Genomic DNA, 20,672 nt, shown 5'->3' with positions numbered 1-20,672 from the left:
GGCAGTCAACAGTTCGCCGCGCTGCTTTCACTGCTGGTCTTCCGCGGTGCGGGATTCACGGTGAAGCGCGGCAGCAGCACGTGCACCAGGGGGCCGATGGCCAGCGCGTACACCACCGTTCCCACGCCCACCGAACCGCCCAGCAGCCAGCCGGCCGCCAGCACGGTCACCTCGATGAGCGTGCGGGACATCCTTACGGTCCATCCGGTCCGGCGGGCCAGGCCAGTCATGAGACCGTCACGGGCACCCGGCCCAAAGCCGGCCCCGATGTAACAGGCCGAGGCGATGGCGTTTACCAGTACGGCCCCGGCGAGGAGCACAATCTGGACGGCCAAGTGGGATACCGGTGGGAGCAGTGCCAGGCCGATGTCCGCGAAGACGCCGACCAGGATGGCGTTGCACAAAGTCCCGAACCCAGGCATCTGCCGCAACGGGATCCACAGCAACAACACCAGGAAACTCACGATGATGACCACCAGGCCAATACTGAGCCCGGTGCGGTTGGCCAGCCCCTGGTGGAAGACGTCCCACGGATCCAGGCCCAGGCCGGCGCGGATGAACATGGCCAAGGAGATGCCGTACAAGGCGAGGCCGGTGAAGAGCTGGATCAATCTGCGGGTCATCATGCAACCATGTTCGCAACCAACTGGCATTTGTTTACATATCCAGTCTGAGATACTGGCTACATGGCCGCCGCCCTTACCGCCCTCTCCTTATCCCGCCTCCTTGGCCCTTGGAACAGCGGAACGGGACCGGCCTACCGTGAACTGGCCGACGTGGTGCGGCTGCTCATCCTGGATGGTCGGATACCGCTCGATACTGCCCTGCCCAGTGAGCGTTCGCTGTGCGATGCCCTGGCAGTCAGCCGCACCACGGTGACCGCGGCCTACGCCTCCCTCCGCGAGCAGGGGTTCCTCAGCAGCGGGCAAGGGAGCCGGGGCAAGACCCGCATTCCCGAACTCACTCCGTTCGGCCCGGCACTCTTCGGTCCCCAGCCGCCGTCCGCCGTCCCCCCGGCGCCAGGGCTCACCGCACCCGGGCTCACTGCGCCCGGGCTGGCTGCGCCTGGGGGACTTATCGACCTGGCATATTCCGCGCTGCCCGCGAGCGGCGAGGTGGTGCACCGGGCCTTTGCCGCGGCCCTGACCGAGCTTCCCGCCCTGCTCCCCGGCTTCGGGTACGACGCCCTGGGACTGCTGCCGCTGCGCCAAGCGGTGGCGGACCGGTATTCAGCAGCCGGAGTGCCGACCCACCCAGGCCAGATCATGGTGACGTCCGGCGCCCAGCACGCCCTGACCATCATCATCCGCACCCTCGCCGACCGGCAGGACCGCATCCTGGTGGAGCACCCGAGCTACCCCCATGCGCTGGATGCCGTCCGCTCGGCCCGGTGCAGGCCGGTACCGGTGTCGTTCGCGGAGTCCGGCTGGGACCTGCCGGCACTGGAATCCGCCATGGCGCAGCAACAGCCAAAACTTGCATACGTGGTCCCGGACTTCCACAACCCCACGGGCATGATCATGCCTGATGCCCAGCGCCGCCGACTGGCCCGCGCCGCCGCGGCGGCCGGAACCGTGCTGGTGGCGGATGAGACGCTCCGGGACCTCAACCTCGACGGCGTTGCCACAACTCCCCTTGCCGGGTTCAGCAGCTCTGTTGTGTCCATCGGATCGCTGAGCAAGTCCCACTGGGGCGGCCTGCGCACCGGCTGGATCCGGGCATCGGAACCGATGATCCAGCGCTTCGCCGCAGCCCGCACCACCCTGGACCTTGGCGGCCCCGTCATGGAGCAACTGGCCGCTGCCCACCTGGTCCGGGCCCTGGAAGAACCACTGCCCGCACTGCTGCAGACGCTGCGCCGCAACCGCTCCGCACTGCTCGGCCTCCTCGCGGAGCACCTCCCGACGTGGCAGGTGACGCCGCCTCCCGGCGGCCTGTCCGTGTGGTGCAGGCTTCCCGGACCCATCAGCACGGCGCTTACCGTGCTGGCGCCGGACTTTGGCATCAGGCTGGCGGCAGGCCCCCGGTTCGGGATCGGCGGCGCATTCGAACGCAACCTGCGGCTGCCCTTCACGCTCCCGCCGGCGAAGCTGGAGACCGCGGTGCTGGCCCTGCGGGCCGCCCAGGACAAACTCGACGCCGCACCCCAGCTTCGGCGCTCACTGACCCAGGCGCCCGCCATCGCCATCGCCTGATCCGGGAACAACTTCCCCACGGAGGTCGCCGGAACGGTGCGGGAACCCCGGGAACGGTACGGCGTCCCCGCACCGTTCCGGCGGTTTGGGGAGGCACCGGTCACGGGAGCCTTCAAAGGAAGGACAATATTCGGCACCGGTAGAATGGACCGGTGATGCAATCCCCCCTCCCCGTGCGCGACGGCGTCAACGCCACCCGCCTGCGGCTTCCGGACGAGGGTCCGTGGAACACTGCGATGGACTACATGATGCACCGGTGGGGCCACATCGATCCGCAGGGCATCGAGGACCGGTTCGACGCCGGCGAGATCGTGGGCGAGGGCGGCGTGCCCCTGACCCGGCACACCAAGCTGGAGGACCACACCTTCATCTGGTACTACCGGACGCTGCCCCCGGAAACCCGCCTGCCGGTGGAGCTCAGCATCCTGCACCAGGACGAGCACCTGCTGGTGGTGGACAAGCCACATTTCCTGCCCACCACGCCGGGCGGCACCTACATCCAGGAGTCCGCCCTGGTCCGGCTGCGCAACCAGCTGGACCTGCCGGACCTGATCCCCATGCATCGGCTGGACCGCATGACCGCCGGCGTCCTGCTCTTCTCCACCAATCCGCTAACGCGCGGCAAGTACCAGGTGCTGTTCGAGAAACGGCAGGTGCAGAAAGAGTACGAGTGCGTTTCCGCCGCCGAGCCCGCGCCGGGATACCCCGCCGTCGAATTTCCCGTGGTGGTCCGGAACCGGATGACCAAGTCCCGCAGCTACCTGCTGGCGGAAGTCGTCGACGGCGAGCCGAACGCTGAAACCAGGATTGAGCGGCTGGAAACGTTCGACGGCGGCACGGCTGTGGGTGCGGCCGGAACCTCGGGTGCCCACCGCCTCGCACGGTATCGGCTGGAACCGCACACCGGCAAGACCCACCAACTGCGCGTCCACATGGCTTCCCTGGGACTGGGGATCGTCAACGACGCCTTCTACCCGGACCTGCTGGACAAGGCCCCGGACGATTACGCCAAGCCGCTCCAACTCCTGGCCCGCGGCATCCGTTTCGTGGACCCTATCTCGGGGGAGCCCGTGGAGTACCGCAGCGGCCTGGAGCTCAGCGAAGCGGTCCGGGCACATCCCTAAACTTCTGGCCCGTCCTTAAACCCCGAGCACTTCCCTAAACACGGCCTCGACCCCGGCGGTGTGCAGTACGAACTCCACCAGCTCCAGACCGCTGTCCGGGTGCGAGGACCGGAACCCTGCCACAGCGTCCTGCGCTGCCTGCGCCACAGCCGCCGCGCTCCACCCGTAGGCTCCGGCTCCCACCGCGGGAAAGGCCATCTCCTGCGCACCCAAAGTGTCGGCCAGCCGCAGGCTTTCGCTGAAGCAAGACACCAGGAGCGCACGGTTGGTCTGGCCCGCATGCCGGTTGGGCCCCACTGTGTGCACCACCCAGCGGGCGGGCAGCTGGAACGCGGGGGTCGCCACGGCGGCGCCGGTTTGGAGGCCGTGCGGCAACGCGCTTTCCCGCAGTTCTCTGCACGCTGCCAGCAGCTCCGGCCCGGCGGCCCGGTGCAGCGCTCCGTCCACTCCCCCGCCGCCGAGCAGTGACGCGTTGGCGGCGTTCACCACCACGTCCACCCGCCGCTGCGTAATGTCGCCCTGCAGAACAGAGATCCGCATGCCGCCAGTTTCCCAAGTGCGGTACGTTGTGGCAATGGACTTCGGCAGCATCGACAGCTGGGGAGCGACCTTCTATTTATGGGTCGTCCCGATGGTGATCGGCGACGCCATTTTTCCGCCCATCCCGTCCGAAATGGTGGTGATTACCGGCGGCGCGCTGTCCGCGGACGGTCGGGCCAACGTGTTCCTGGTGCTGGTGCTCGCAGCCGTGGCGTCCTGGCTGGGTGACATGGTGGTGTTCCATCTCTTCCGGCGTCGCCTCAGCCATGTGCTGGACCGCTGGAAGTGGGGCCGGCGCGTCCATGCCGGCATTCATTCGGCGCTGGCCAAGGCGGGGCGGTCCTCCACCTACGGAACCATCATCGGCGCCCGGTTCATCCCCGGCGGCCGGCTTGCCACTTCGGCGGCGTCTGGCGTGGCCAACGTTTCGGTCCGGGGCTTCGGCCTGTGCGCCGGTCTGGGAGCGGTCCTGTGGGCGTGCTGGCTGGTGGGCCTGGGGTACTTCACCGGTTCAACCACCAAGCTGCCGTTCTGGGCCAGCTCCCTCATAGGCGTGGCGCTGGGCCTGGTGATCGGCGCCGTCGTGGGCATCATCGTCACCCGCCGGCGCGGCAACCGCTCGCCGGTGGAGGACGAGCCCATCCCCGACGCAGGCTAGACGGGCAGCCACTTGCCGCGGCTGCGCCGCAGCACGCTCAGTGCACCCGTCAGCGCAACGCGTTCGACGGCGTCGCGCATCATGGCTGCCGATTCCACCGCCTGGCGGTTCTCGCCGCTGTATTCACTCGCCTCCACGAGGAAGCGCAGGTTCAGCTGCGGCACGCCTCCGGCGAGCTGGAGCTGGTGCGCCTCCACATGGTGTCGGGTACCCAGCGCCTCCACCGCCGCGTCCATGACGGACTCCGGCGGATTGCCCGGCCGAAGCCCGGTGATCTTGAGGCGGGTCTGGAAGGAAGGCATGCCCTCCACCCTATCCAAACGCCGGGTTGGAGGGTTACCCGGTGTTGCGGAGGCCGGCTGCCACGCCGTTGACGGTGATGAGCATGGCCCGCTGGAGGCGTTCGTCGGGTTCGGCCCCGCTGATTTCGGATTCTGTCCGGATGCGGCGCAGCAGTTCCACCTGCAGGTAGCTGATGGGGTCCAGGTACTGGTCGCGGATTTCCAGGGAGCGCTTCAGGGTTGGCTGCGCGTCCAGGAGGATGTCCTCGCCGGTGAGCTTTCGCACCTCGGCCACGGTGAGCTCGTACTCCTCGCGGATGGTCCGGAAGAGGTGGTGGAGTTCCTCCGGGACCAGGGTGGACACGTAGTAGCCGGCGATGTCCATGTCCGTCTTCGCAAGTGTCATCTCCACGTTGGACAGCACGGAGCGGAAGAAGTGCCAGTGGTCCATCATTTCCACCAGCTGGGCGGAGTGGCCGGCCTCGCGGGCGGCCTTGAGACCGGATCCCACACCGAACCAGCCCGGCACGATCTGCCGGGACTGGGTCCAGCCGAACACCCACGGGATGGCGCGCAGGCCGCCCAGGCCGGAACCCGAATCCGGGCGCTTGGACGGGCGGGAACCGATGTTCAGGGAACCCAGCTGCTCTACAGGCGTGGAGGCCATGAAGTAGGCGGGCAGGTCGGGATGGTCGATCAGCTTCCGGTACCGGTCAAAGGCGGCGTCCGAGATCACCTCCATGACGTGCCCGTAGCGTTCCCGCTGGTCCTCTGAGGTGCGCGGGTCACGGTGCAGGGCGGACCCCTGGAGCACAGCGGCCAGCGACAGCTCCAGGTTTTCGCGGGCGAGCTCCGGCAGGGAGTACTTGTCGGAGATGACTTCACCCTGCTCGGTGAACTTGATCTCGCCTTCCAGGACACCGTTGGGCTGGGCCAGGATGGCATCGTAGGTGGGTCCGCCGCCGCGGCCTACGGAACCGCCGCGGCCGTGGAACAGGCGTACGCGGACACCGTGCTTGGCGGCGATATCACGCAGCTTCCGCTGGGTCTTGTGGATTTCCCACTGGCTGGTCATCACACCGGATTCCTTGTTGGAGTCCGAGTAGCCCAGCATCACTTCCTGGACGTCCCCGCGCAGCCGCACCAGTTCGCGGTATGAGGGATCGGAGAGCAACTGGTCAATGATCTCGGCGGAGGCCCGCAGTTCCTCCACGGTCTCCAGCAGCGGCGCGAAGCCGAGCTTGGCGTAGGGCTTGTCACCGAAAAGGTTGATGAGTCCGGCCTCGCGGGCCAGTACGGCGGCGGCCAGGACGTCGTCGGCACCGCGGGTCATGGAGATGATGTAGGTCTCGATGACGTCCGGGCCGTACAGGCGCAGGGCGCGGCGGATCTCCCGGAAGACGTCGTACGTGCCGTCGGCGGCACCGTCGAGCTTGATGGGGTGGCCGGACAGCGGACGGCGGGAGGCCAGCTCGGAGCCAAGCACCTCAAAGCGTTCCTCGCGGCTCAGCTCGGCGTAGCGCAGCCCAGGGCCGCCGATCCGGTCCATCAACTGCCCCACGGCGTCGTGGTGGTGGTCTGCATGCTCGCGGATGTCCAGCGTGGCCAGGTGCAGGCCGAAGGAGGCGATGGCGCGGCGCACCCGGGCCAGGGAACCGTCGGCAGCCAGCGCTGCGGAGTGGTTGCGGAGCGACAGCTCCAGCAGGTGCAGGTCTGCCAGCAGTTCGTCCGTGCCGCTGTAGTCACGGCCGTGTTCGTGGTTGGAGTTCGCAGCCACGCGTTTGCCGGTGTTGATGAGCTTGGCCTTGATGCAGGTGAGCTTGAGCCGGTAGGGCTCCTGGGCGTTCAGCTCCAGGACGCGCTTGTCCAGGCCGGGGAGCTTCTGCAGGTCCTCGTCGATGGACTTCAGCAGCGATTCGTCCGCGCCTGCCAGTGCAGTGGAGTTGGAGAGGATGGAGATCAGTTCGTCGATCATCCCAATGCTGATCCGGATGGCACTCTGGTTCTGGATCTGCAGGATTTCCCGGGTCACGGCCGCGGTGACGTTCGGGTTGCCGTCGCGGTCACCGCCGATCCAGGAGCCGAACCGGATGGGGGCGTCCTTGGAGGCAAGGGTGACGCCGTGCTCGCCCAACAGCTCTGAGAGTTCGGACAGCATTTCGGGCATGGCATCGGTGAGGATGCCGCCCAGGTAGTAAATGGCGTTCCGGGCCTCATCGACCGGGGTGGGGCGGACCTGGCGCAGCTCATCCGTCTGCCACATCTGGTCGATGATCTCCGCCAGCTGCCGGTCCTGCCGGCGCCGGGCCGTGGACCCTTCCGCGGTGGACTGGGACAGGACGTCGGAGAGCTTGCGGATCTTGTCCAGGACCGAGCGGCGGGAGGCTTCGGTGGGGTGTGCCGTGAAGATGGGGCGCACATCCAGGCCGTTGACCACTTCCTGCAGGACGTCGGGTCCGGCCTGCGCGGCGATGTCCGCCACGGTCTTGGCCAGCCAGCCGTCCTTTTCGGCGCGGGTCCGCAGGCCGCGGACGCGGTGGACCTGTTCTGCGGCGTTGGCCAGGTGGAAGTAGAACGCGAAGGCACGGACCAGGTCGGTTGCCTGCTCGATGGGCAGGGAGCCGAGGAGTTCACGGACCTGGGCAACGACGTCGTGCGCGCTCCAGGGACCGGTGGCGTGCGCACCGCCCCGCGCCGCTTCCTTGGATTCCTTGGTCAGGAGCCGGACCTGCTCCACGAGGTCCAGGAGCTCCGGCCCGTGCTGGCGGACCAGGGACTCGCCCAGCAGCGTGGAGACGCGCCGGACGTCCGCGCGCAGTTCGGAGGCAAGATCGGTTTCGGGGGGTGTTGCAGTGTGAGCCATTGAAACAATCTTTCGAGGGGTTCGGACTTGGCTCGTACACTGCGCTGGATACTGTGAGCCACGTTACTAGCTAAAGATGCTACCCCCGCTCCTGCGCGGCAGTGGAATCCGTCTCAAAAGATGTCGTGATACCCACGTGGCGTTTGACGGCTTCGAGTTCCCTGCGTAGTTTTTCCACCTCGTCCTGCCATGCGACAGCCTCGGCCTTCCGGCGGCGTGCAAGCCGGGCCTGCACTGCTGCGGCTGCCAGCGCCAGCGGGACGGAAACGGCCAGCGCCCAGCCTGCGGCCGCGAAGAAGCCCAGTGCAACAGGCAGTGCGGCCTGGAAGTCGATGAAGTCGTTGACGCTGCCGGCCATTCCGGCCATCGCTCTCTCAAGGGGCTCCAGGAACTGGCCCACCACAGGGGTCCCGGACAGCGACGGCGGAGCGAGCTTGGCCTGCGCATCCCCGCCCCAGCGGCCGTCCGCCAGGTGGTTCAGGACGTAGATGCCGGCACCGATGTTGACTGCCATAAAGACGACGACGGCGGCGAGCGCCGCGAGGTCCACTCTTCTTCGCCGCCACACCAGCACGCCCGCGCCGGCAGCCGCGGCGGCTATCCAGGTGAGCGCCGCCAGCCACTCCCGATTCACTCCGCCAAGGATGTCCACCTCCCCATTCAAACCCGGCGGATGACTTTGAAGTTGAAATCAGGGGTCCCCAGCGCGCCGAACAACCGCAGCCAGAGCGGCAGCACCATCTCGGCGCCGCGGGCCGTGGTGATGTCGCCCAGGTCGATGATGTCCCGGTGGCCCAGCGATTCCAGCAGGCCGGTGACAACCTTTTTGGCTTCGGCGTCGTCGCCGGAGACGAACACTGAATGGTCTCCATCCGCCAGCCGGCGCGGATCCACCATCAGTCCGGCATTCATGGTGTTGAGCGTCTTCACCACCCTGGCCAGGGGAAACGCCTGTTGGATCCGCTCAGCCAGGCTTTCCGTGTTGACCGGGTTCAGTACCGGCGGCATCCCCTGCGAGAAGTCGAGCGGGTTGGACACGTCCACCAGGACTTTTCCCGCCAGCCGTGCGGCGCCTGCCGCGCCCAGGGCCGCAAGGGATGCGGCGCCGTTCGTGGCATTGACCACCAGCTCACTGTCACCCGCAGCGTCCGCGAAGGTGCCCAGCAGGATGTCGCCGTGCCCTGCCTGCCATTCCTTGAATGGCGGACCGCCCATGGGATCCGGGCTGGTCCGGCCGGCGGTTTCGCCAGGATCCCGCGTGCCCAAAACCACCTGGTGCCCCAACGCGCTGAACGCGGCTGCCAGGGTGCGCCCTACTGTGCCCGTGCCAAGAACTGCGATCTTCATGGCAGAACGCTACTCTCCGCACCACATGGAACAAGAGGACTTGGTACGGAATGAACACGCCATTCTTGCGGTTGTAGCGGGAGCACACGCAACGGAAGGAACCATGGCCACCACCCCAGCCGCCCCAACTTCAACTGCCGCAGCACCAACGGCCACCGCCCCAGCCGCGAAAGTGGAGCGCTGGCACCGTTTCCGCACCAACCGGGACAAGGCCCTGGCCTCGCCCCATGGCTGGCTCACCCTCACCTCCTTCCAGTGGCTTGGGGACTCCCCCGCCGCCGTCGACCTCGCCCCGGGGTTGTGGTCCACTGACGCAAAGGGCACGACGGCGTTCCTCACCGCGGTCCCTTCAGACGGGCTCACGCTGGTGGAGACGGGCGAACGGGTGGACGGCACCCTGTCCGCCGTCCTGGCGGACGAGGAGTCGCTGATGTGGGTGCAGTTCGGCGGGCCGGACGGGGACCAGGTGGTGGTGGAACTGGCCATGCGCGGCGGGCGGTACGCCATCCGCACCCGGGACAACGCCTCACCGGTCTTCACGGAATTCGACGCCGTCCCCACTTACCCCTTCAACCCGGAATGGGAAGTGACGGGCCGGTTTGAGCCCTACCCTGCGCCGGTGGACGTACCGATCGGCACCGCGAACCCATTGGTGGACGGCGTGCACCGCAGCGTGGGCGAGGTAGTCTTCAGCCTGCCCGGCAGCAGCCACGAGTTCCGGCTGCAGGCGGAGGAAGAGAAACTCGGCGCCCTGACCGTCACGTTCCACGACGAAACCAACGGGGACACCACAGATGACTGGCGGAAGCTTTCCCTCTCCAGGCCGCGGCCCGACGGTTCCGTGGTCCTCGATTTCAACCGGGCCATCAACTACCCCAGCGCCTTCACCCCCTTCGGCACCTGCCCCATGCCCGTGAAGAACAACAGCCTGGACGTGCGGGTGGAGGCCGGCGAGAAGCAGCCCTATCCCGCCTAGCGCCCGGGGAAGTTCAGGAAATGGCCGAAATGCCCGTGATGGCCCGGCCCACGATCAGGGTGTTGACCTCGAATGACCCCTCGTAGGTGTAGATGGCCTCTGCGTCGGCGAAGATCTTGGCCATCCGGTAGTCGGTGACGATGCCGTTTCCGCCCAAAATCGACCGGCCCAGCGCCACGGTTTCGCGCATCCGGGCACTGAGGTAGGACTTGGCCAGGGCCACCTGCGGCATGTCGGCGGCGTCCTGGTCCTGCAGCCTGGCGATCCCGGCCATCATGGACATGCTGGCCACCGCGTTGCCCAGCATGGTCACCAGCTGCTGCTGGATCAGCTGGAAATGGGCCAGCGGCCGGCCGAACTGGTGGCGTTCCACCGCGTACTGCCGGGCAACGTCGAACGCTGCCAGCTGCTGGCCCACCGCTTGCCAGGCCACCATGATCCGGGAGCTGCGGAGCAGTTCCTTGGTGTCCTCGAAGCTGTTGATGCGGGCAAAGCGGTCCGCTTCCGGCACCAGGACGTCGCGGAACTCTATGTTCGCGTTCTGCACCGTGCGCAGGGCGATCTTGTTCTCGATCCTGCTCCGGCTGACCCCCGGCAAAGTGGCGTCGACGATGAAGCCCCGGACCGCGCCGTCCGCCTCGTCCCGGGCCCATACCAGCATGTAGTCGCAGAACGTCCCGTTGCCGATCCAGCGCTTGGCACCGTTGAGCACCCAGGCGTCGCCGTCGTCGTCCGCTTCTCCTGTCATCGACGAAACCCGCCTGGCACGCGTCTCCATGCCGCCGGCCACGTCGGACCCGTGGAGGGGTTCGGTGAGCGCGAAGGCACCGGTGGTGCGCAACTCCGACGCGTCAGCGAGCAACCGCTCCTTCTGGTCCTCGGTGCCGAAGGTGTGGAGGGATTCCACAAAGAGGTCGTGATGGACCAGGAAGAAGGTGGCCAGGGATGTGTCCACCCGGGTTATCTCCGCGATGACCAGTCCGGCGAAGAGGTGGCTGTAGCCGCGGTGCACGGGCGTGCTCAGTTCCAGGGCGGCCAGCTTGGGCAGGATGTGCGCCGGAAACTCGGCCTTGTTCCACCAGTCCCCGGCGTAAGGGGCAACCTCGGCCGCCAGGAAGTCCCGCAGCTCGGCCAGCTTGTTCCGTTCGGCCTGGCCCAGCATCGATTCCACCGCGAAGAAGTCCGCGGCCGGCAACAGCGAAAGGTCCGGGGCGCTCATTTCGGTCCCATCCTGATGGCACCGTCCAAGCGGATGGTTTCGCCGTTCAACATGGCATTGTCCACGATGTGCGCCACCAGGTTGGCGTATTCCTCCGGCTTGCCCAGCCGGGAAGGGTGCGGGACCTGGGCGCCGAGTGAATCCTGCGCTTCCTGCGGCAGCCCGGCCATCATGGGTGTCTCGAAGATGCCCGGAGCAATGGTGACCACCCTGACCAGCGATCGCGCCAGCTCCCGGGCGATGGGCAAGGTCATCGCCGCCACTGCACCCTTGGACGCGGAGTAGGCGGGCTGGCCGATCTGTCCGTCGAAGGCCGCCACGGAGGCCGTGTTGATGATGACCCCGCGTTCGGGGCCGCCCAGCGGGGTGGCGGCGGGCTCGGTGGCCACCATGGCTTCGGCGGCCAGCCGCAGGACGTTGAACGTGCCCACCAGGTTCACCTGGATGACGCGGCTGAATGTGTCCAGGGGCAGCACACCGTCGCGTCCCAGCACCTTGCCGGGCGTGGCGATCCCGGCGCAGTTCACCACGATCCGGAGCGGGCCCATTCCCGCGGCGGTCCCGACGGCGGCCCGCACGTCAGCCTCGCTGGTCACGTCCGCCGGGGCGAAGACGGCGGACTGGCCGGCTTCGGCGCGGCCGTTGAGTTCGTCCGCCATTGCCTGCCCGTTCGAGGACGGCAGGTCGACGAGCACCACCGAAGCGCCGCCGTCGAACAATCTCCGTGCGGTGGCCGCTCCCAGCCCGGACGCACCGCCTGTCACCAGTGCGACGCTGCCTTTGATGTCCATACATCCTCCTTGATGCGCGTGTCCCCATGCCGCGGCGCGGCCTCGAGCAACAGTTAATGAATGTTAACTGAAATCGCCCGGGGCCGCACCCTTCGCACAGGCCCCGTTGCCTTGGCCTCCCCGTCGGCACGGTTAGGGTGGACGGCATGACGTCCAGCAGCACCTCCATGACCGCCTGGCCAGACAGGGCAAACCATGCGGCCCGCTCCGTCACCGCCCTGTTCGGCCACAAGCTGCTGTTCCTCCCCGGCACCCACCTGGGCGCGGTGCTGTGGCAGGGCAGGCACCCGGGCCGGCAGGCCCAGCAGGAACAACAGGATCAAGCCGCCCATCCGGGCAGCCGGTGGTTCGCGTTGCTACGGCGGGCCCGGCCTGCCGCCGCTATGGCGCTCCCGTGGCACTACTGGTGGCAGGCGCATTACGTGGACTGCCTGGTGGACACCGGCAGGAGGGAACTGGGTAGCGGAGCGACCCCCGCGGCCCGGTTCGACGGCCCGGACCGGCCCAGCGCAGGCCACCTGGCCTCGCGGCTGGTGACGGGCATCAGGCTCCGCAACGCCCTGACCTTTGTGAACAGCTATTACGACGACATGGCCTGGCTTGCCCTGGCCACCCTGCGGCTGGACCGGCTGGCCGAGGAGACACGGCGCCCCGGCCGCCGCCGCAACGCCAAAGTCCGCGCGTCGCTGGCGCTGCAGTTCGACGCGGCCTGCACCGACGACCTGGGCGGCGGCACGTTCTGGAGCAAGAAGCGGGACTTCAAGAACACCCCCGCCACGGCGCCGGTGGCACTGTTCTATGCCCGCACGGGCCAGCCGATCAAGGCACAGGCGCTGCTGGACTGGCTGGATGCAACCCTGTTCGACGCCGGGCAGGGCCTCTACCTGGACGGCGTCCGCCTCAACCCGGCCGGCGACGTGGTGGTGGAACGGGCGGTGTACACCTACAACCAGGGCCCGGTGCTGGGCGCGCTCCTGGAGTTGGGCGGCGAAGCGAACCTGGCCCGGGCGGCCGTCCTGGTGGACGCGGTGGAGCGGCTGCTGAAGGTTCCTGCCGGCACGGACGGCAGTTCAGCTCAGCGCTCGGTGCTCCGCTGCGAGGGAACCGGCGACGGCGGCCTCTTCACCGGGATCCTCTGTCGTTACCTGGCCCTTGCCGCAGCGGATACCCGGCTTCCCCACGCCACCCGTGCCACAGCCGCCCGGTTGGTGACGGACACTGCTGAGGCGTTCTGGTCCGGCCGCCGCCCGGTTGGCCCCAGCGAGGCCAATGCGCGGCTGCAGGGCAGGAGCATTTTCTCGATGCACGCGGCCCAACCGGCGGCCGCGACGTATCCGCCGGGGGCCGCCGTCGAGCTCGCCACCCAACTGCAGGCATGGATGACGCTGGAGGCTGCCGCGGCCGTAACCGCCGCAGGCCTCCCCTAGTCCAGCCCGGCGGGCCGCCTCTTCTGCGGATAGGGCGTCTCGCCGCGGGCCAGCATCTCAACGAAACCGGCGATCCTGCGCTCCCGCGTTGCGGCCTGCTTCGCCGAGTTGGTCCGGTACACCAGGGAGAACAGGTTGGTTTTGGTGAGCACATCGAACATCGCCTGGGCGGCCGGGTTTGCAGCGATGGCGGCGGCCAGGTCCTCGGGAACCTGCACATCGGCCTGCCCGCCGTAGGCCGCTTCCCAGCGGCCGTCCGCCTTGGCGGCCTCCACTGCCGCCCGGCCGGCGTCGGTCATCTTGCCGGCCTCTTCCAGCCGGGCGACGTGCCCCACGTTCCGTGCGGACCAGATGCTGCGGGGACGGCGCGGGGTCATCCGCTGGAACACGCTTTCGTCATCGCGGCGCCGGCCCTGGCCGTCAATCCAGCCGAAGCACAGTGCCTCGTCCAGTGCGGCCGCGTAGTCCAGGCCCGTCACCGTCCCGCCCTTCTTGTGCAGGACCAGCCACACGCCCGGGCTGGTGCTGTGGTTTTCCTCCAGCCAGGCGCGCCAGGCAGCGGCATCCGGCACCAGCAATTCCTCAAGGTCATCGGCCATGGCCTAATTCTGCCTGTGGAATGGCAGGTCACAAGCCCCGTGTGCACCGGATCTTCAGGTGGCATTATGGCCCTACAGACCGTCCCCCAGCCCGAAGGACAACGCCATGCTTCGAGTCCGCCCCGTCCACTTCACCTCACGCACTGACTCCTGGAAGCAGTTCCTCACCGCGCTGGGGATGGTGCAGACAGAGGACGACGGCGGCTGGCAGGTTTTCGATTCCGCGTCCGGCCGGCTGGCGCTCCACGGGGCGGAGGCCGGGTCCGGGCAGGACGGCCACACCGTATTCGCGGTGGAGGTGGGCGACGTCGCCGAATTCGCGCGCCGCACCAACCTGTCCGCGCAGGAAGAGGATGGAGTGCAGGGGGAAGGAACGCGGCCTGCTGAGCTGGTCACGGCGGCCCACGGCGAAACGTGCCGGATCAGCGCCCCCGACGGCTTCAGTTTCATGGCCGACAAAACAGCCCACGCCGCCCAGTGCGCTGACGCCGACCCCGCCCTGGCCGTCGTCGCGGTCTGGTACACGGCGGACCCGGAGGGAGCCGTCCGCACGCTGCTGCATGTGGGCGCCCGCCCCCGTCCCGTCCCCGACAACGACGAAACTGCGGACTTCACGGCCAAGAACGGCGGCGTCCTCCTGGTGCGTCCGGCAGCAGGGGCACCCCGCTCGGGTTTGGGCTTTGAATACGACGGCGGCCTGGAACCGTTGCGGGACCGACTCACCGCGGCCGGTTTCACCGCCAGCCTCACCGAAGAGGCGTTTGGGAGCACCCTCCACGTGGCTAATCCCGACGCGGGCAGCCCCAACGCGCCCGCCACGGTGTGGATCTCCCAGCGACGCCCCATGGGGTAGAACTTAAGCATGAACGTGCGCACACCTGACCCGAATCCCGGCTGGCTCTCTGAAGAAGACCTCTTTGAGGCGCGGGGGCGGCTGCCCATGGTGTACGTGGAAGCCGTACCGGTCAGGCTGGATCCGCTGGGGTACGTCAACGAGGTGGGCACGCTGCTGCAGGCGGATTCGGACGGGACCATGGTGCGTTCCCTGGTGTCCGGCCGGGTCATCTACCGCGAAACCATCCGCGCCGCCCTGTTGCGCCACATGGAAAAGGACCTGGGTCCGCTGGCGTTCCCGCAGCTGCCGTTGAGCCCCGTGCCGTTCACGGTGGCCGAATACTTCCCCGCGCCCTCCCAGACAGGGTTCACGGACGAGCGGCAACACGCCGTGTCGCTGGCCTACGTCATCCCGGTGACGGGCGAGTGCGAGCCCCGCCAGGACGCCCTGGAACTGACCTGGATGACCCCCGAGGAAGTCCTCAGCCCGGGCGTCCAGATGGAATTTTCCGGCGGCCGCGGCGGCCTCATCCGGCAGGCCCTGGCGTTCGCAGGCGTGGGCTTCTAGGCACCCCGCCGGGACGTGGGGGTCCCCGGTTTTAGGCGCCCGCCTTTGTAGACTGTAGGGCGGACCGCAAGAGAACTTAAGGACTCCCATGACCGAATCACCAGCCGCCAGGCACCACACTGAACAGCAGGCTGGATCTCTGACCACCGGCAGCCACATCCTCCTCCCCGACGGCCGGCGCACTGCCGAAATCGACCAGGTGGAGCTCGAGCACGACGACTTCGGCTCCCCTGCACTGGTGCTGGCAAGCCTTTCCGGCGGCGGAACACTGCGGGTGGCTATCGGCACCATGGTCACGGTGGTGGACGGAGCGCACGACGACGTCACACAGCTTCCGCTGTCGGCAAACCTTCCGGAGCCCACCCCGCCGGCGGAAGCCGCCGCGCGCAAGGACGGACGGCAGGAGCAGCCCGGCGCCGGAACCGGGCCGATCGCCGTTTCCCCCGCCGTCGTCGTGCCTCCCCTCCCGCCGCTGCCGCCCGCAGTGACCGGGCCCAGCGAGGAGGAACTCGCGCTCATCCCGGCCCCTTCCGGCACCCCCGAGTCCGTGGTGGAAGCCGCCGCCGAGGCGCACCCGGACGCAGAGGGCGTCCTGCTCCTGACCGACCGGCTGTCCAAGGGCGTGAACTTCAAGTCCGGAAGCTGCCTGAAGGACCTCAGCGACCTGGCGCACGAACTGTTTATCACCCTGAAGGACGCCGACGGCGCACTGTCCGTGGCGGACCTTTTGACCGTGCTGCCCTATGACGGGAACCCGGGCCGGTGGACCTCCGTGGAGGCGTCCCTGGCGCTGGCCAGCTACATCTGCCGGCAGGACGGCCAGGACAAACGCGCTGAGGTGTACGAGAAGCTGATCCGCACGCCGGAGAACCAGGAAACGGACCCGTTCAAGGCGCGGATGGCCGCCAAGGTGCGGCAGCGCTCGCTCAACGAACCCAACCTGTACGACAAGGAAATCTTCCGCTCCATCGATAACTCCAACCATGACGCCGAGCGCGAATGGCGGCTGCTGCGGCTGGAGTCCCTGCTCTTCCTGCGGGCCCACGGCGGCTCGGAAACCATCGGGATGTCGGAGCTGGAACGGCGCATCAGCAACGAGCTGGAGGCCGTCCGCTCCTGAGCTTCCGGGCATCTGCCTGACGGGGGAAATTGCCCCTACCCGGGGCAGTTTCCGGGGCGTACATTCGGGGCTATGACCAACAATCTCAGCGTAGTGATCAACGCCGACGCGCCGCAGGTCTGGACCATGCTGCGTGAACCGTCCAAGGTGGCCCAGTGGCATGGCTGGCAGTCCGAGGACCTCGAGTCCGAGATTAAGGAGATCTACTTCTCCAGCGATGTGCAGGAAGCACCGGACCACACCAGCCTTACCGTGCACGGCGGGGACACGTTTGAGCTCCACCCGGAGGCCGGTGGAACCCGGGTCAGTGTCACCCGCTCCGCCGTGGACCATGACTCCGAGTGGGCTGCCTGGGACGAGGACATCACGCAGGGCTGGCTGACGTTCCTGCAGCAGCTCCGCTTCGCCCTGGAACGGCACCCGCACGGCAAGCGGCATACCCTGTTCCTGCACTTGACCGAGGGAAACGGCTCAGCCATCGAGAAGCTGGGGCTCGCCGACCTCCCGGCGCCGGGTGAGCCGTACCAGGTGACGCTGGGCACGGGCGAGGAGATCAGCGGCAAGGTCTGGTACCGCACCAGCCACCAGGTGGGCCTCACGGTGCACAGCTACGCGGAGCACGGCGAGGGGCTGCTGGTGGTCGCCGACCACCCGGCCATCAAGGACGTCCGCGCGGAGGGCGAGGGCTCGCTGATTGTCGCTTCCACCTACGACCTTGGGGCAGGGGCTTTCGACGCCATCCGGCATTCCTGGGATTCCTGGCGGGCTTCGAACTACCCGGCCTCGGAACCGGCCAGCTGAGCTAACCGGTCCCGGGGTTTACTGGGGCCGGGTTTACTGGCGCCGTGCGCTTTGCTGGCACACTGGTACGGTGCCAGCCAACCCTGCCTTCGCCCTGCCGGATACCCGTTCACAGTTTTCCTTCACGGTGGGCACGCGCCTGGCGGAGTCCTGCCCGCCCTCCCAGGCGCAGGAGGCCGAAAACGGCGGGGAGTTCCTGGGCCGCACCGGCACCATCACCACCCCGCACGGTGAGATCCAGACGCCGGCGTTCATCGCCGTCGGGACCAAGGCAACGGTGAAGTCCGTCCTCCCGGAATCCCTGGCGGACCTTGGCGCGCAGGCACTGCTGGCCAACGCCTACCACCTCTACCTGCAGCCGGGACCTGACATCCTTGACGAAGCCGGCGGCCTCGGCGCATTCATGAACTGGCCCGGCCCCACATTCACGGACTCCGGCGGATTCCAGGTGATGAGCCTGGGCTCCGGGTTCAAGAAGGTCATCGACATGAAGTCCGTGGACGCCTCCGGCCCGGATGACGCCGTAGCCCCCGGCAAGGAACGCCTGGCACACATCGACGATGACGGGGTCTGGTTCAAGTCCCACCTGAACGGGGACCGGCACCGGTTCTCCCCCGAGATTTCCATGCAGGTCCAGCACCAGATCGGTGCGGACATCATGTTCGCGTTCGACGAGCTCACCACGCTGCAGAACTCTCGGCGCTACCAGGAGGAGTCGTTGGAGCGGACCCGGCTCTGGGCGGAGCGGTGCCTTGAGGAGCACTTCCGCCTGACGGAGGAACGGGCCGGCAAGCCGTACCAGGCGTTGTTCGGCGTGATCCAGGGCGCCCAGTACGAGGACCTGCGCCGAAAGGCGTGCCGTGATCTGGGCGCCATGCCGTTCGACGGGTTCGGGATCGGCGGTGCGCTGGAGAAGGAAAACCTGGGCACCATCGTGCGCTGGTGCAATGAGGAACTGCCGGAGGACAAGCCGCGGCACCTGCTGGGCATCTCCGAGCCGGACGACATCTTCACCGCCATCGAAAACGGCGCCGACACCTTCGACTGCGTCTCCCCCACCCGCGTGGCACGTAACTCCGCCTTCTACACCCCGGAGGGCCGATTCAACCTCTCCGGAGCCAAGTACAAACGCGATTTCGGCCCGCTCCAGGAGGGCTGTGACTGCTACGCCTGCGCCAACTACTCCCGCGCCTACATCCACCACCTGTTCAAGGCCAAGGAAATGGTGTCCGCCACCCTCATCTCCATCCACAACGAGCGGTTCGTGGTGAAAATGGTGGACGATGCCCGGCTGGCCATCGAGTCCGGCACGTTCTTCGACTTCAAGGCCGAGACCCTGGGCCGGTACTACTCCTGAGACTCGCTTCCGGGTGCCTCCGGTAGGGTGGCCCCATGCCTATCGAATCCATCGAAATCCCTGCCGCTGACGGTGCCGCCGAGGCCTTCGTAGCCCGCCCGACCAACGGAACCGGCCCTTTCCCGGGCGTCATCTTCTACATGGATGCCTTCGGCCTGCGTCCCCGAATCCAGGAGATGGCCCAGCGCATCGCCGACTGGGGCTACGTGGTGCTGGCACCGAACGTTTTCTACCGGGAAGGAACGGCTGGGGAGCTGGCCCCCGCCGGGGACATGACCAGCCAGGAAGGCCGGGAGGCAGCCGGCAAGGCCGCCTTCCCCAGGGTGGGCCGGCTGACCTCGGACAAGGCGCTGCCGGACATCGACGCCTGGGTTTCCGCGCTCCGGGAGCTCGACGGCGTTGCACCCGGCCCCATCGGGGCCACCGGCTACTGCATGGGGGCCCGGCTCGCCGTCCGCACCGCCACCTCCCACCCCGGCGAGGTGGCAGCCTGCGGCGGCTTCCACGCGGGCGGCCTTGTCACCGACGAGCCGGACAGCCCGCACCTGGGGCTCAAGGACGCAAGGGCCCGGTTCGTCTTCGGCCATGCGGACCACGACCGGAGCATGGCCCCGGAGGCCGTCGCGCAGCTGGGTGAAACGCTCAAGAACGCGGGTCTTGAGGCGTCCAATGACATCTACGAGGGCGCTCCGCATGGCTACACCATGGCGGACACCTCCGCGTTCCACCCCGAGGCCACCGAGCGGCACTTCACGGAACTGCGGGCGCTGCTGGACGGTGCGCTGAAGGGCTAAGCCGGCGCCCGCCGTCGAACTCGCCGGAAAGCTGCCGGATCGCCGGAACGTTGCGGCGAGTTCGATGGGTTCCGGCGAGCCCGCGCCGCAGGACGTTTTACACATAACGACGGCGGCGCCTTCCGGCGGTGCCGCAGCGGCAGGATCCTGTGGGGATGACACCACAGCCAGTCCGCCTCCCTGCACTTCCGAGCACCGGCAACCTGTGGCGAACGGGGCAACTGCACGAGGAGGGCCTCAACGGACGGGCCATCAAGACCCTGGTGCTCAACCGGAAGCTTGTCCGCCTTCGCCACGGCTGCTACATCCGCGCCGAGCTCTGGGATAAGCAGTCGCGGCCTGTTCGCAGCAGGCAGTTGATTCACGCCCATGCCCATGGGACGCTGACCACCTCACGGGGCGGCTATGTGTACAGCCACACATCGGCGGCCCGGCTGCACGGTTTGTATCTATGGGATGTCGATAACCTGATCCACCTTCTACTGCCAGGAAACCCCTCAAGCGAGCGGCTCGGTAAGGATGTCTGCGGCCATACCCGGCCCTGGACCGAGGCGGAGGTGGTGATTCGCGGCGGCCTCCGGGTGACCTCGCTTGAGCGGACGGCAGTGGATTGCGCCATGATGCTGACCTACCGCCAGGCGCTCGTGCTGATGGACCACGCCCTCCGGCTCGGTGCAGACAAAGCGCTGATGGAAAGCATGGCTGACGGCCTGCAGGGACGCCGCGGGATCCGTACCCTCCGGCTCGCACTCACCCACGCAGAACCACGGTCGGAGTCAGCCGGTGAGACGCTCACCCGCGAACTCCTGACACGGCTGAAGCTTCCGCTGCCGGAGCCCCAAGTCCCCGTAGCCACGGGGGCAGGCCAGTACCGCCTGGATTTCGCCTGGAAGGAAAAGAAGGTGGCCCTCGAATTCGACGGGAAAACCAAGTACTTCGATTACAAGCCGACGCCCGAGGTGCTGTTCCAGGAACGGCAGCGGGAGAATGCACTCACCGAGAACGGCTGGACCTTCCTGCGCGTGAAATGGGCCGACCTCTTCCGCGAACAGGAGTTCAAAGCCCGTGTCCTAGCCGCACTCCAACGGTAGCCCGGCCGCCCCAGGGCCAAATCGCCGGAACGGGACCAGGTCGCCGGTTCCTTCCGGCGATCCCGCACCGTTCCGGCGTGCCGGAAC

At 67.7% G+C, this 20,672-nt stretch carries 21 protein-coding genes; 12 read left to right on the top strand and 9 right to left on the bottom strand.

The window, feature by feature from the left end; all coding sequences use genetic code 11:
- Positions 1-5: 5 nt before the first annotated feature.
- On the bottom strand, positions 6-626 hold the full coding sequence (locus tag ACETK3_RS07670; RefSeq protein ID WP_237429794.1) for a YitT family protein: 621 nt from the start codon (positions 624-626) through the stop codon (positions 6-8).
- Positions 627-686: 60 nt separating this feature from the next.
- On the opposite strand from ACETK3_RS07670, the gene ACETK3_RS07665 reads away from it, so the two are divergent.
- Positions 687-2,195, top strand: coding sequence for a PLP-dependent aminotransferase family protein (locus ACETK3_RS07665; protein ID WP_237429793.1), 1,509 nt, complete (start codon positions 687-689; stop codon positions 2,193-2,195).
- Positions 2,196-2,350: 155 nt separating this feature from the next.
- A complete protein-coding gene (locus tag ACETK3_RS07660) occupies positions 2,351-3,319 on the top strand; it encodes an RluA family pseudouridine synthase (RefSeq protein WP_237430465.1) in 969 nt (322 codons plus the stop codon).
- Between the two features lie 15 nt (positions 3,320-3,334).
- Here ACETK3_RS07660 and ACETK3_RS07655 read toward each other — a convergent pair whose 3' ends face one another.
- The gene (locus tag ACETK3_RS07655) at positions 3,335-3,859 is read right to left on the bottom strand and encodes an O-acetyl-ADP-ribose deacetylase (RefSeq protein ID WP_236821201.1); all 525 of its coding nucleotides are present in this window, start codon (positions 3,857-3,859) and stop codon (positions 3,335-3,337) included.
- Positions 3,860-3,893: 34 nt separating this feature from the next.
- Between ACETK3_RS07655 and ACETK3_RS07650 the strand changes: the two genes are divergently transcribed.
- The gene (locus tag ACETK3_RS07650; protein WP_236801000.1) at positions 3,894-4,517 is read left to right on the top strand and encodes a DedA family protein; all 624 of its coding nucleotides are present in this window, start codon (positions 3,894-3,896) and stop codon (positions 4,515-4,517) included.
- Here ACETK3_RS07650 and ACETK3_RS07645 read toward each other — a convergent pair.
- From ACETK3_RS07645 to ACETK3_RS07630, 4 genes are all read right to left on the bottom strand, one after another.
- Positions 4,514-4,819: a hypothetical protein gene (locus ACETK3_RS07645; RefSeq protein ID WP_236800999.1), complete on the bottom strand. Its 306-nt coding sequence runs from the start codon at positions 4,817-4,819 to the stop codon at positions 4,514-4,516. The genes ACETK3_RS07650 and ACETK3_RS07645 overlap by 4 nt on opposite strands.
- Before the next feature lie 34 nt (positions 4,820-4,853).
- Positions 4,854-7,661 carry a phosphoenolpyruvate carboxylase gene (gene ppc, locus ACETK3_RS07640; RefSeq protein ID WP_236800998.1) on the bottom strand — a complete coding sequence of 936 codons (2,808 nt, stop codon included), beginning with the start codon at positions 7,659-7,661 and terminating at the stop codon, positions 4,854-4,856.
- A 79-nt stretch (positions 7,662-7,740) separates the two neighbouring features.
- Complete coding sequence (locus ACETK3_RS07635; RefSeq protein WP_236821200.1) at positions 7,741-8,313, bottom strand: hypothetical protein; 573 nt, start codon at positions 8,311-8,313, stop codon at positions 7,741-7,743.
- Between the two features lie 8 nt (positions 8,314-8,321).
- On the bottom strand, positions 8,322-9,008 hold the full coding sequence (locus ACETK3_RS07630) for an NADPH-dependent F420 reductase (RefSeq protein WP_237429791.1): 687 nt from the start codon (positions 9,006-9,008) through the stop codon (positions 8,322-8,324).
- 103 nt (positions 9,009-9,111) lie between these two features.
- Here ACETK3_RS07630 and ACETK3_RS07625 point away from each other — a divergent pair, with 103 nt between their 5' ends.
- Entirely contained in the window at positions 9,112-9,984 is an 873-nt protein-coding gene (locus ACETK3_RS07625) for a DUF1684 domain-containing protein (RefSeq protein ID WP_237429790.1), read from the top strand.
- Positions 9,985-9,997: 13 nt separating this feature from the next.
- Here the strand turns inward: ACETK3_RS07625 and ACETK3_RS07620 are convergent, their stop codons facing one another.
- Both ACETK3_RS07620 and ACETK3_RS07615 read right to left on the bottom strand, forming a co-directional pair.
- Positions 9,998-11,203, bottom strand: a complete 1,206-nt coding sequence (locus ACETK3_RS07620; RefSeq protein ID WP_237429789.1) for an acyl-CoA dehydrogenase family protein — start codon at positions 11,201-11,203, stop codon at positions 9,998-10,000.
- Positions 11,200-11,994 carry a 3-hydroxyacyl-CoA dehydrogenase gene (locus ACETK3_RS07615; RefSeq protein WP_237429788.1) on the bottom strand — a complete coding sequence of 265 codons (795 nt, stop codon included), beginning with the start codon at positions 11,992-11,994 and terminating at the stop codon, positions 11,200-11,202. Before ACETK3_RS07615 ends, ACETK3_RS07620 begins: the two co-directional genes overlap by 4 nt.
- A 146-nt stretch (positions 11,995-12,140) precedes the next feature.
- On the opposite strand from ACETK3_RS07615, the gene ACETK3_RS07610 reads away from it, so the two are divergent.
- Positions 12,141-13,421 carry a glycoside hydrolase family 76 protein gene (locus ACETK3_RS07610; protein WP_373992702.1) on the top strand — a complete coding sequence of 427 codons (1,281 nt, stop codon included), beginning with the start codon at positions 12,141-12,143 and terminating at the stop codon, positions 13,419-13,421.
- Here the strand turns inward: ACETK3_RS07610 and ACETK3_RS07605 are convergent.
- The gene (locus ACETK3_RS07605) at positions 13,418-14,020 is read right to left on the bottom strand and encodes a YdeI family protein (protein WP_236800990.1); all 603 of its coding nucleotides are present in this window, start codon (positions 14,018-14,020) and stop codon (positions 13,418-13,420) included. The genes ACETK3_RS07610 and ACETK3_RS07605 overlap by 4 nt on opposite strands.
- A gap of 106 nt (positions 14,021-14,126) precedes the next feature.
- Here ACETK3_RS07605 and ACETK3_RS07600 point away from each other — a divergent pair, with 106 nt between their 5' ends.
- The 7 genes from ACETK3_RS07600 to ACETK3_RS07570 all read left to right on the top strand — a co-directional run bounded on the left by ACETK3_RS07600 (position 14,127) and on the right by ACETK3_RS07570 (position 20,585).
- Complete coding sequence (locus ACETK3_RS07600) at positions 14,127-14,873, top strand: VOC family protein (RefSeq protein ID WP_373992701.1); 747 nt, start codon at positions 14,127-14,129, stop codon at positions 14,871-14,873.
- Positions 14,874-14,882: 9 nt separating this feature from the next.
- Positions 14,883-15,422 (top strand): NUDIX hydrolase family protein, encoded by a 540-nt coding sequence (locus ACETK3_RS07595; RefSeq protein ID WP_236800987.1) that lies wholly within the window; start codon positions 14,883-14,885, stop codon positions 15,420-15,422.
- Between the two features lie 88 nt (positions 15,423-15,510).
- Entirely contained in the window at positions 15,511-16,542 is a 1,032-nt protein-coding gene (locus ACETK3_RS07590) for a DUF6707 family protein (RefSeq protein WP_373992700.1), read from the top strand.
- 72 nt (positions 16,543-16,614) lie between these two features.
- Complete coding sequence (locus ACETK3_RS07585) at positions 16,615-17,343, top strand: SRPBCC domain-containing protein (protein WP_373992699.1); 729 nt, start codon at positions 16,615-16,617, stop codon at positions 17,341-17,343.
- A gap of 70 nt (positions 17,344-17,413) precedes the next feature.
- Positions 17,414-18,700, top strand: coding sequence for a tRNA guanosine(34) transglycosylase Tgt (gene tgt, locus ACETK3_RS07580; protein WP_373992698.1), 1,287 nt, complete (start codon positions 17,414-17,416; stop codon positions 18,698-18,700).
- Positions 18,701-18,735: 35 nt separating this feature from the next.
- On the top strand, positions 18,736-19,494 hold the full coding sequence (locus tag ACETK3_RS07575) for a dienelactone hydrolase family protein (RefSeq protein ID WP_373992697.1): 759 nt from the start codon (positions 18,736-18,738) through the stop codon (positions 19,492-19,494).
- A 155-nt stretch (positions 19,495-19,649) separates the two neighbouring features.
- Positions 19,650-20,585 (top strand): hypothetical protein, encoded by a 936-nt coding sequence (locus ACETK3_RS07570; protein WP_237429782.1) that lies wholly within the window; start codon positions 19,650-19,652, stop codon positions 20,583-20,585.
- Positions 20,586-20,672: the final 87 nt, after the last annotated feature.

The sequence above is a fragment of the Arthrobacter sp. E44 genome, assembly GCF_041877125.1.
Taxonomy (GTDB): Bacteria; Actinomycetota; Actinomycetes; order Actinomycetales; family Micrococcaceae; genus Arthrobacter.
This window is presented reverse-complemented; position numbering and strand designations above follow the sequence as displayed.

Bases quoted from the DNA above. Each gene is read 5' to 3' on its own strand.
- ACETK3_RS07670 (WP_237429794.1), bottom strand. From the start codon at position 626: ATGATGACCCGCAGATTGATCCAGCTCTTCACCGGCCTCGCCTTGTAC.
- ACETK3_RS07665 (WP_237429793.1), top strand. From the start codon at position 687: ATGGCCGCCGCCCTTACCGCCCTCTCCTTATCCCGCCTCCTTGGCCCT.
- ACETK3_RS07570 (WP_237429782.1), top strand. From the start codon at position 19,650: ATGACACCACAGCCAGTCCGCCTCCCTGCACTTCCGAGCACCGGCAAC.
- ACETK3_RS07590 (WP_373992700.1), top strand. From the start codon at position 15,511: ATGACCGAATCACCAGCCGCCAGGCACCACACTGAACAGCAGGCTGGA.
- ACETK3_RS07595 (WP_236800987.1), top strand. From the start codon at position 14,883: ATGAACGTGCGCACACCTGACCCGAATCCCGGCTGGCTCTCTGAAGAA.
- ACETK3_RS07655 (WP_236821201.1), bottom strand. From the start codon at position 3,859: ATGCGGATCTCTGTTCTGCAGGGCGACATTACGCAGCGGCGGGTGGAC.
- ACETK3_RS07625 (WP_237429790.1), top strand. From the start codon at position 9,112: ATGGCCACCACCCCAGCCGCCCCAACTTCAACTGCCGCAGCACCAACG.
- ACETK3_RS07645 (WP_236800999.1), bottom strand. From the start codon at position 4,819: ATGCCTTCCTTCCAGACCCGCCTCAAGATCACCGGGCTTCGGCCGGGC.
- ACETK3_RS07585 (WP_373992699.1), top strand. From the start codon at position 16,615: ATGACCAACAATCTCAGCGTAGTGATCAACGCCGACGCGCCGCAGGTC.
- ACETK3_RS07650 (WP_236801000.1), top strand. From the start codon at position 3,894: ATGGACTTCGGCAGCATCGACAGCTGGGGAGCGACCTTCTATTTATGG.
- ACETK3_RS07630 (WP_237429791.1), bottom strand. From the start codon at position 9,008: ATGAAGATCGCAGTTCTTGGCACGGGCACAGTAGGGCGCACCCTGGCA.
- ACETK3_RS07605 (WP_236800990.1), bottom strand. From the start codon at position 14,020: ATGGCCGATGACCTTGAGGAATTGCTGGTGCCGGATGCCGCTGCCTGG.
- ACETK3_RS07600 (WP_373992701.1), top strand. From the start codon at position 14,127: ATGCTTCGAGTCCGCCCCGTCCACTTCACCTCACGCACTGACTCCTGG.
- ACETK3_RS07575 (WP_373992697.1), top strand. From the start codon at position 18,736: ATGCCTATCGAATCCATCGAAATCCCTGCCGCTGACGGTGCCGCCGAG.
- ppc (WP_236800998.1), bottom strand. From the start codon at position 7,661: ATGGCTCACACTGCAACACCCCCCGAAACCGATCTTGCCTCCGAACTG.
- ACETK3_RS07615 (WP_237429788.1), bottom strand. From the start codon at position 11,994: ATGGACATCAAAGGCAGCGTCGCACTGGTGACAGGCGGTGCGTCCGGG.
- ACETK3_RS07660 (WP_237430465.1), top strand. From the start codon at position 2,351: ATGCAATCCCCCCTCCCCGTGCGCGACGGCGTCAACGCCACCCGCCTG.
- ACETK3_RS07610 (WP_373992702.1), top strand. From the start codon at position 12,141: ATGACGTCCAGCAGCACCTCCATGACCGCCTGGCCAGACAGGGCAAAC.
- ACETK3_RS07620 (WP_237429789.1), bottom strand. From the start codon at position 11,203: ATGAGCGCCCCGGACCTTTCGCTGTTGCCGGCCGCGGACTTCTTCGCG.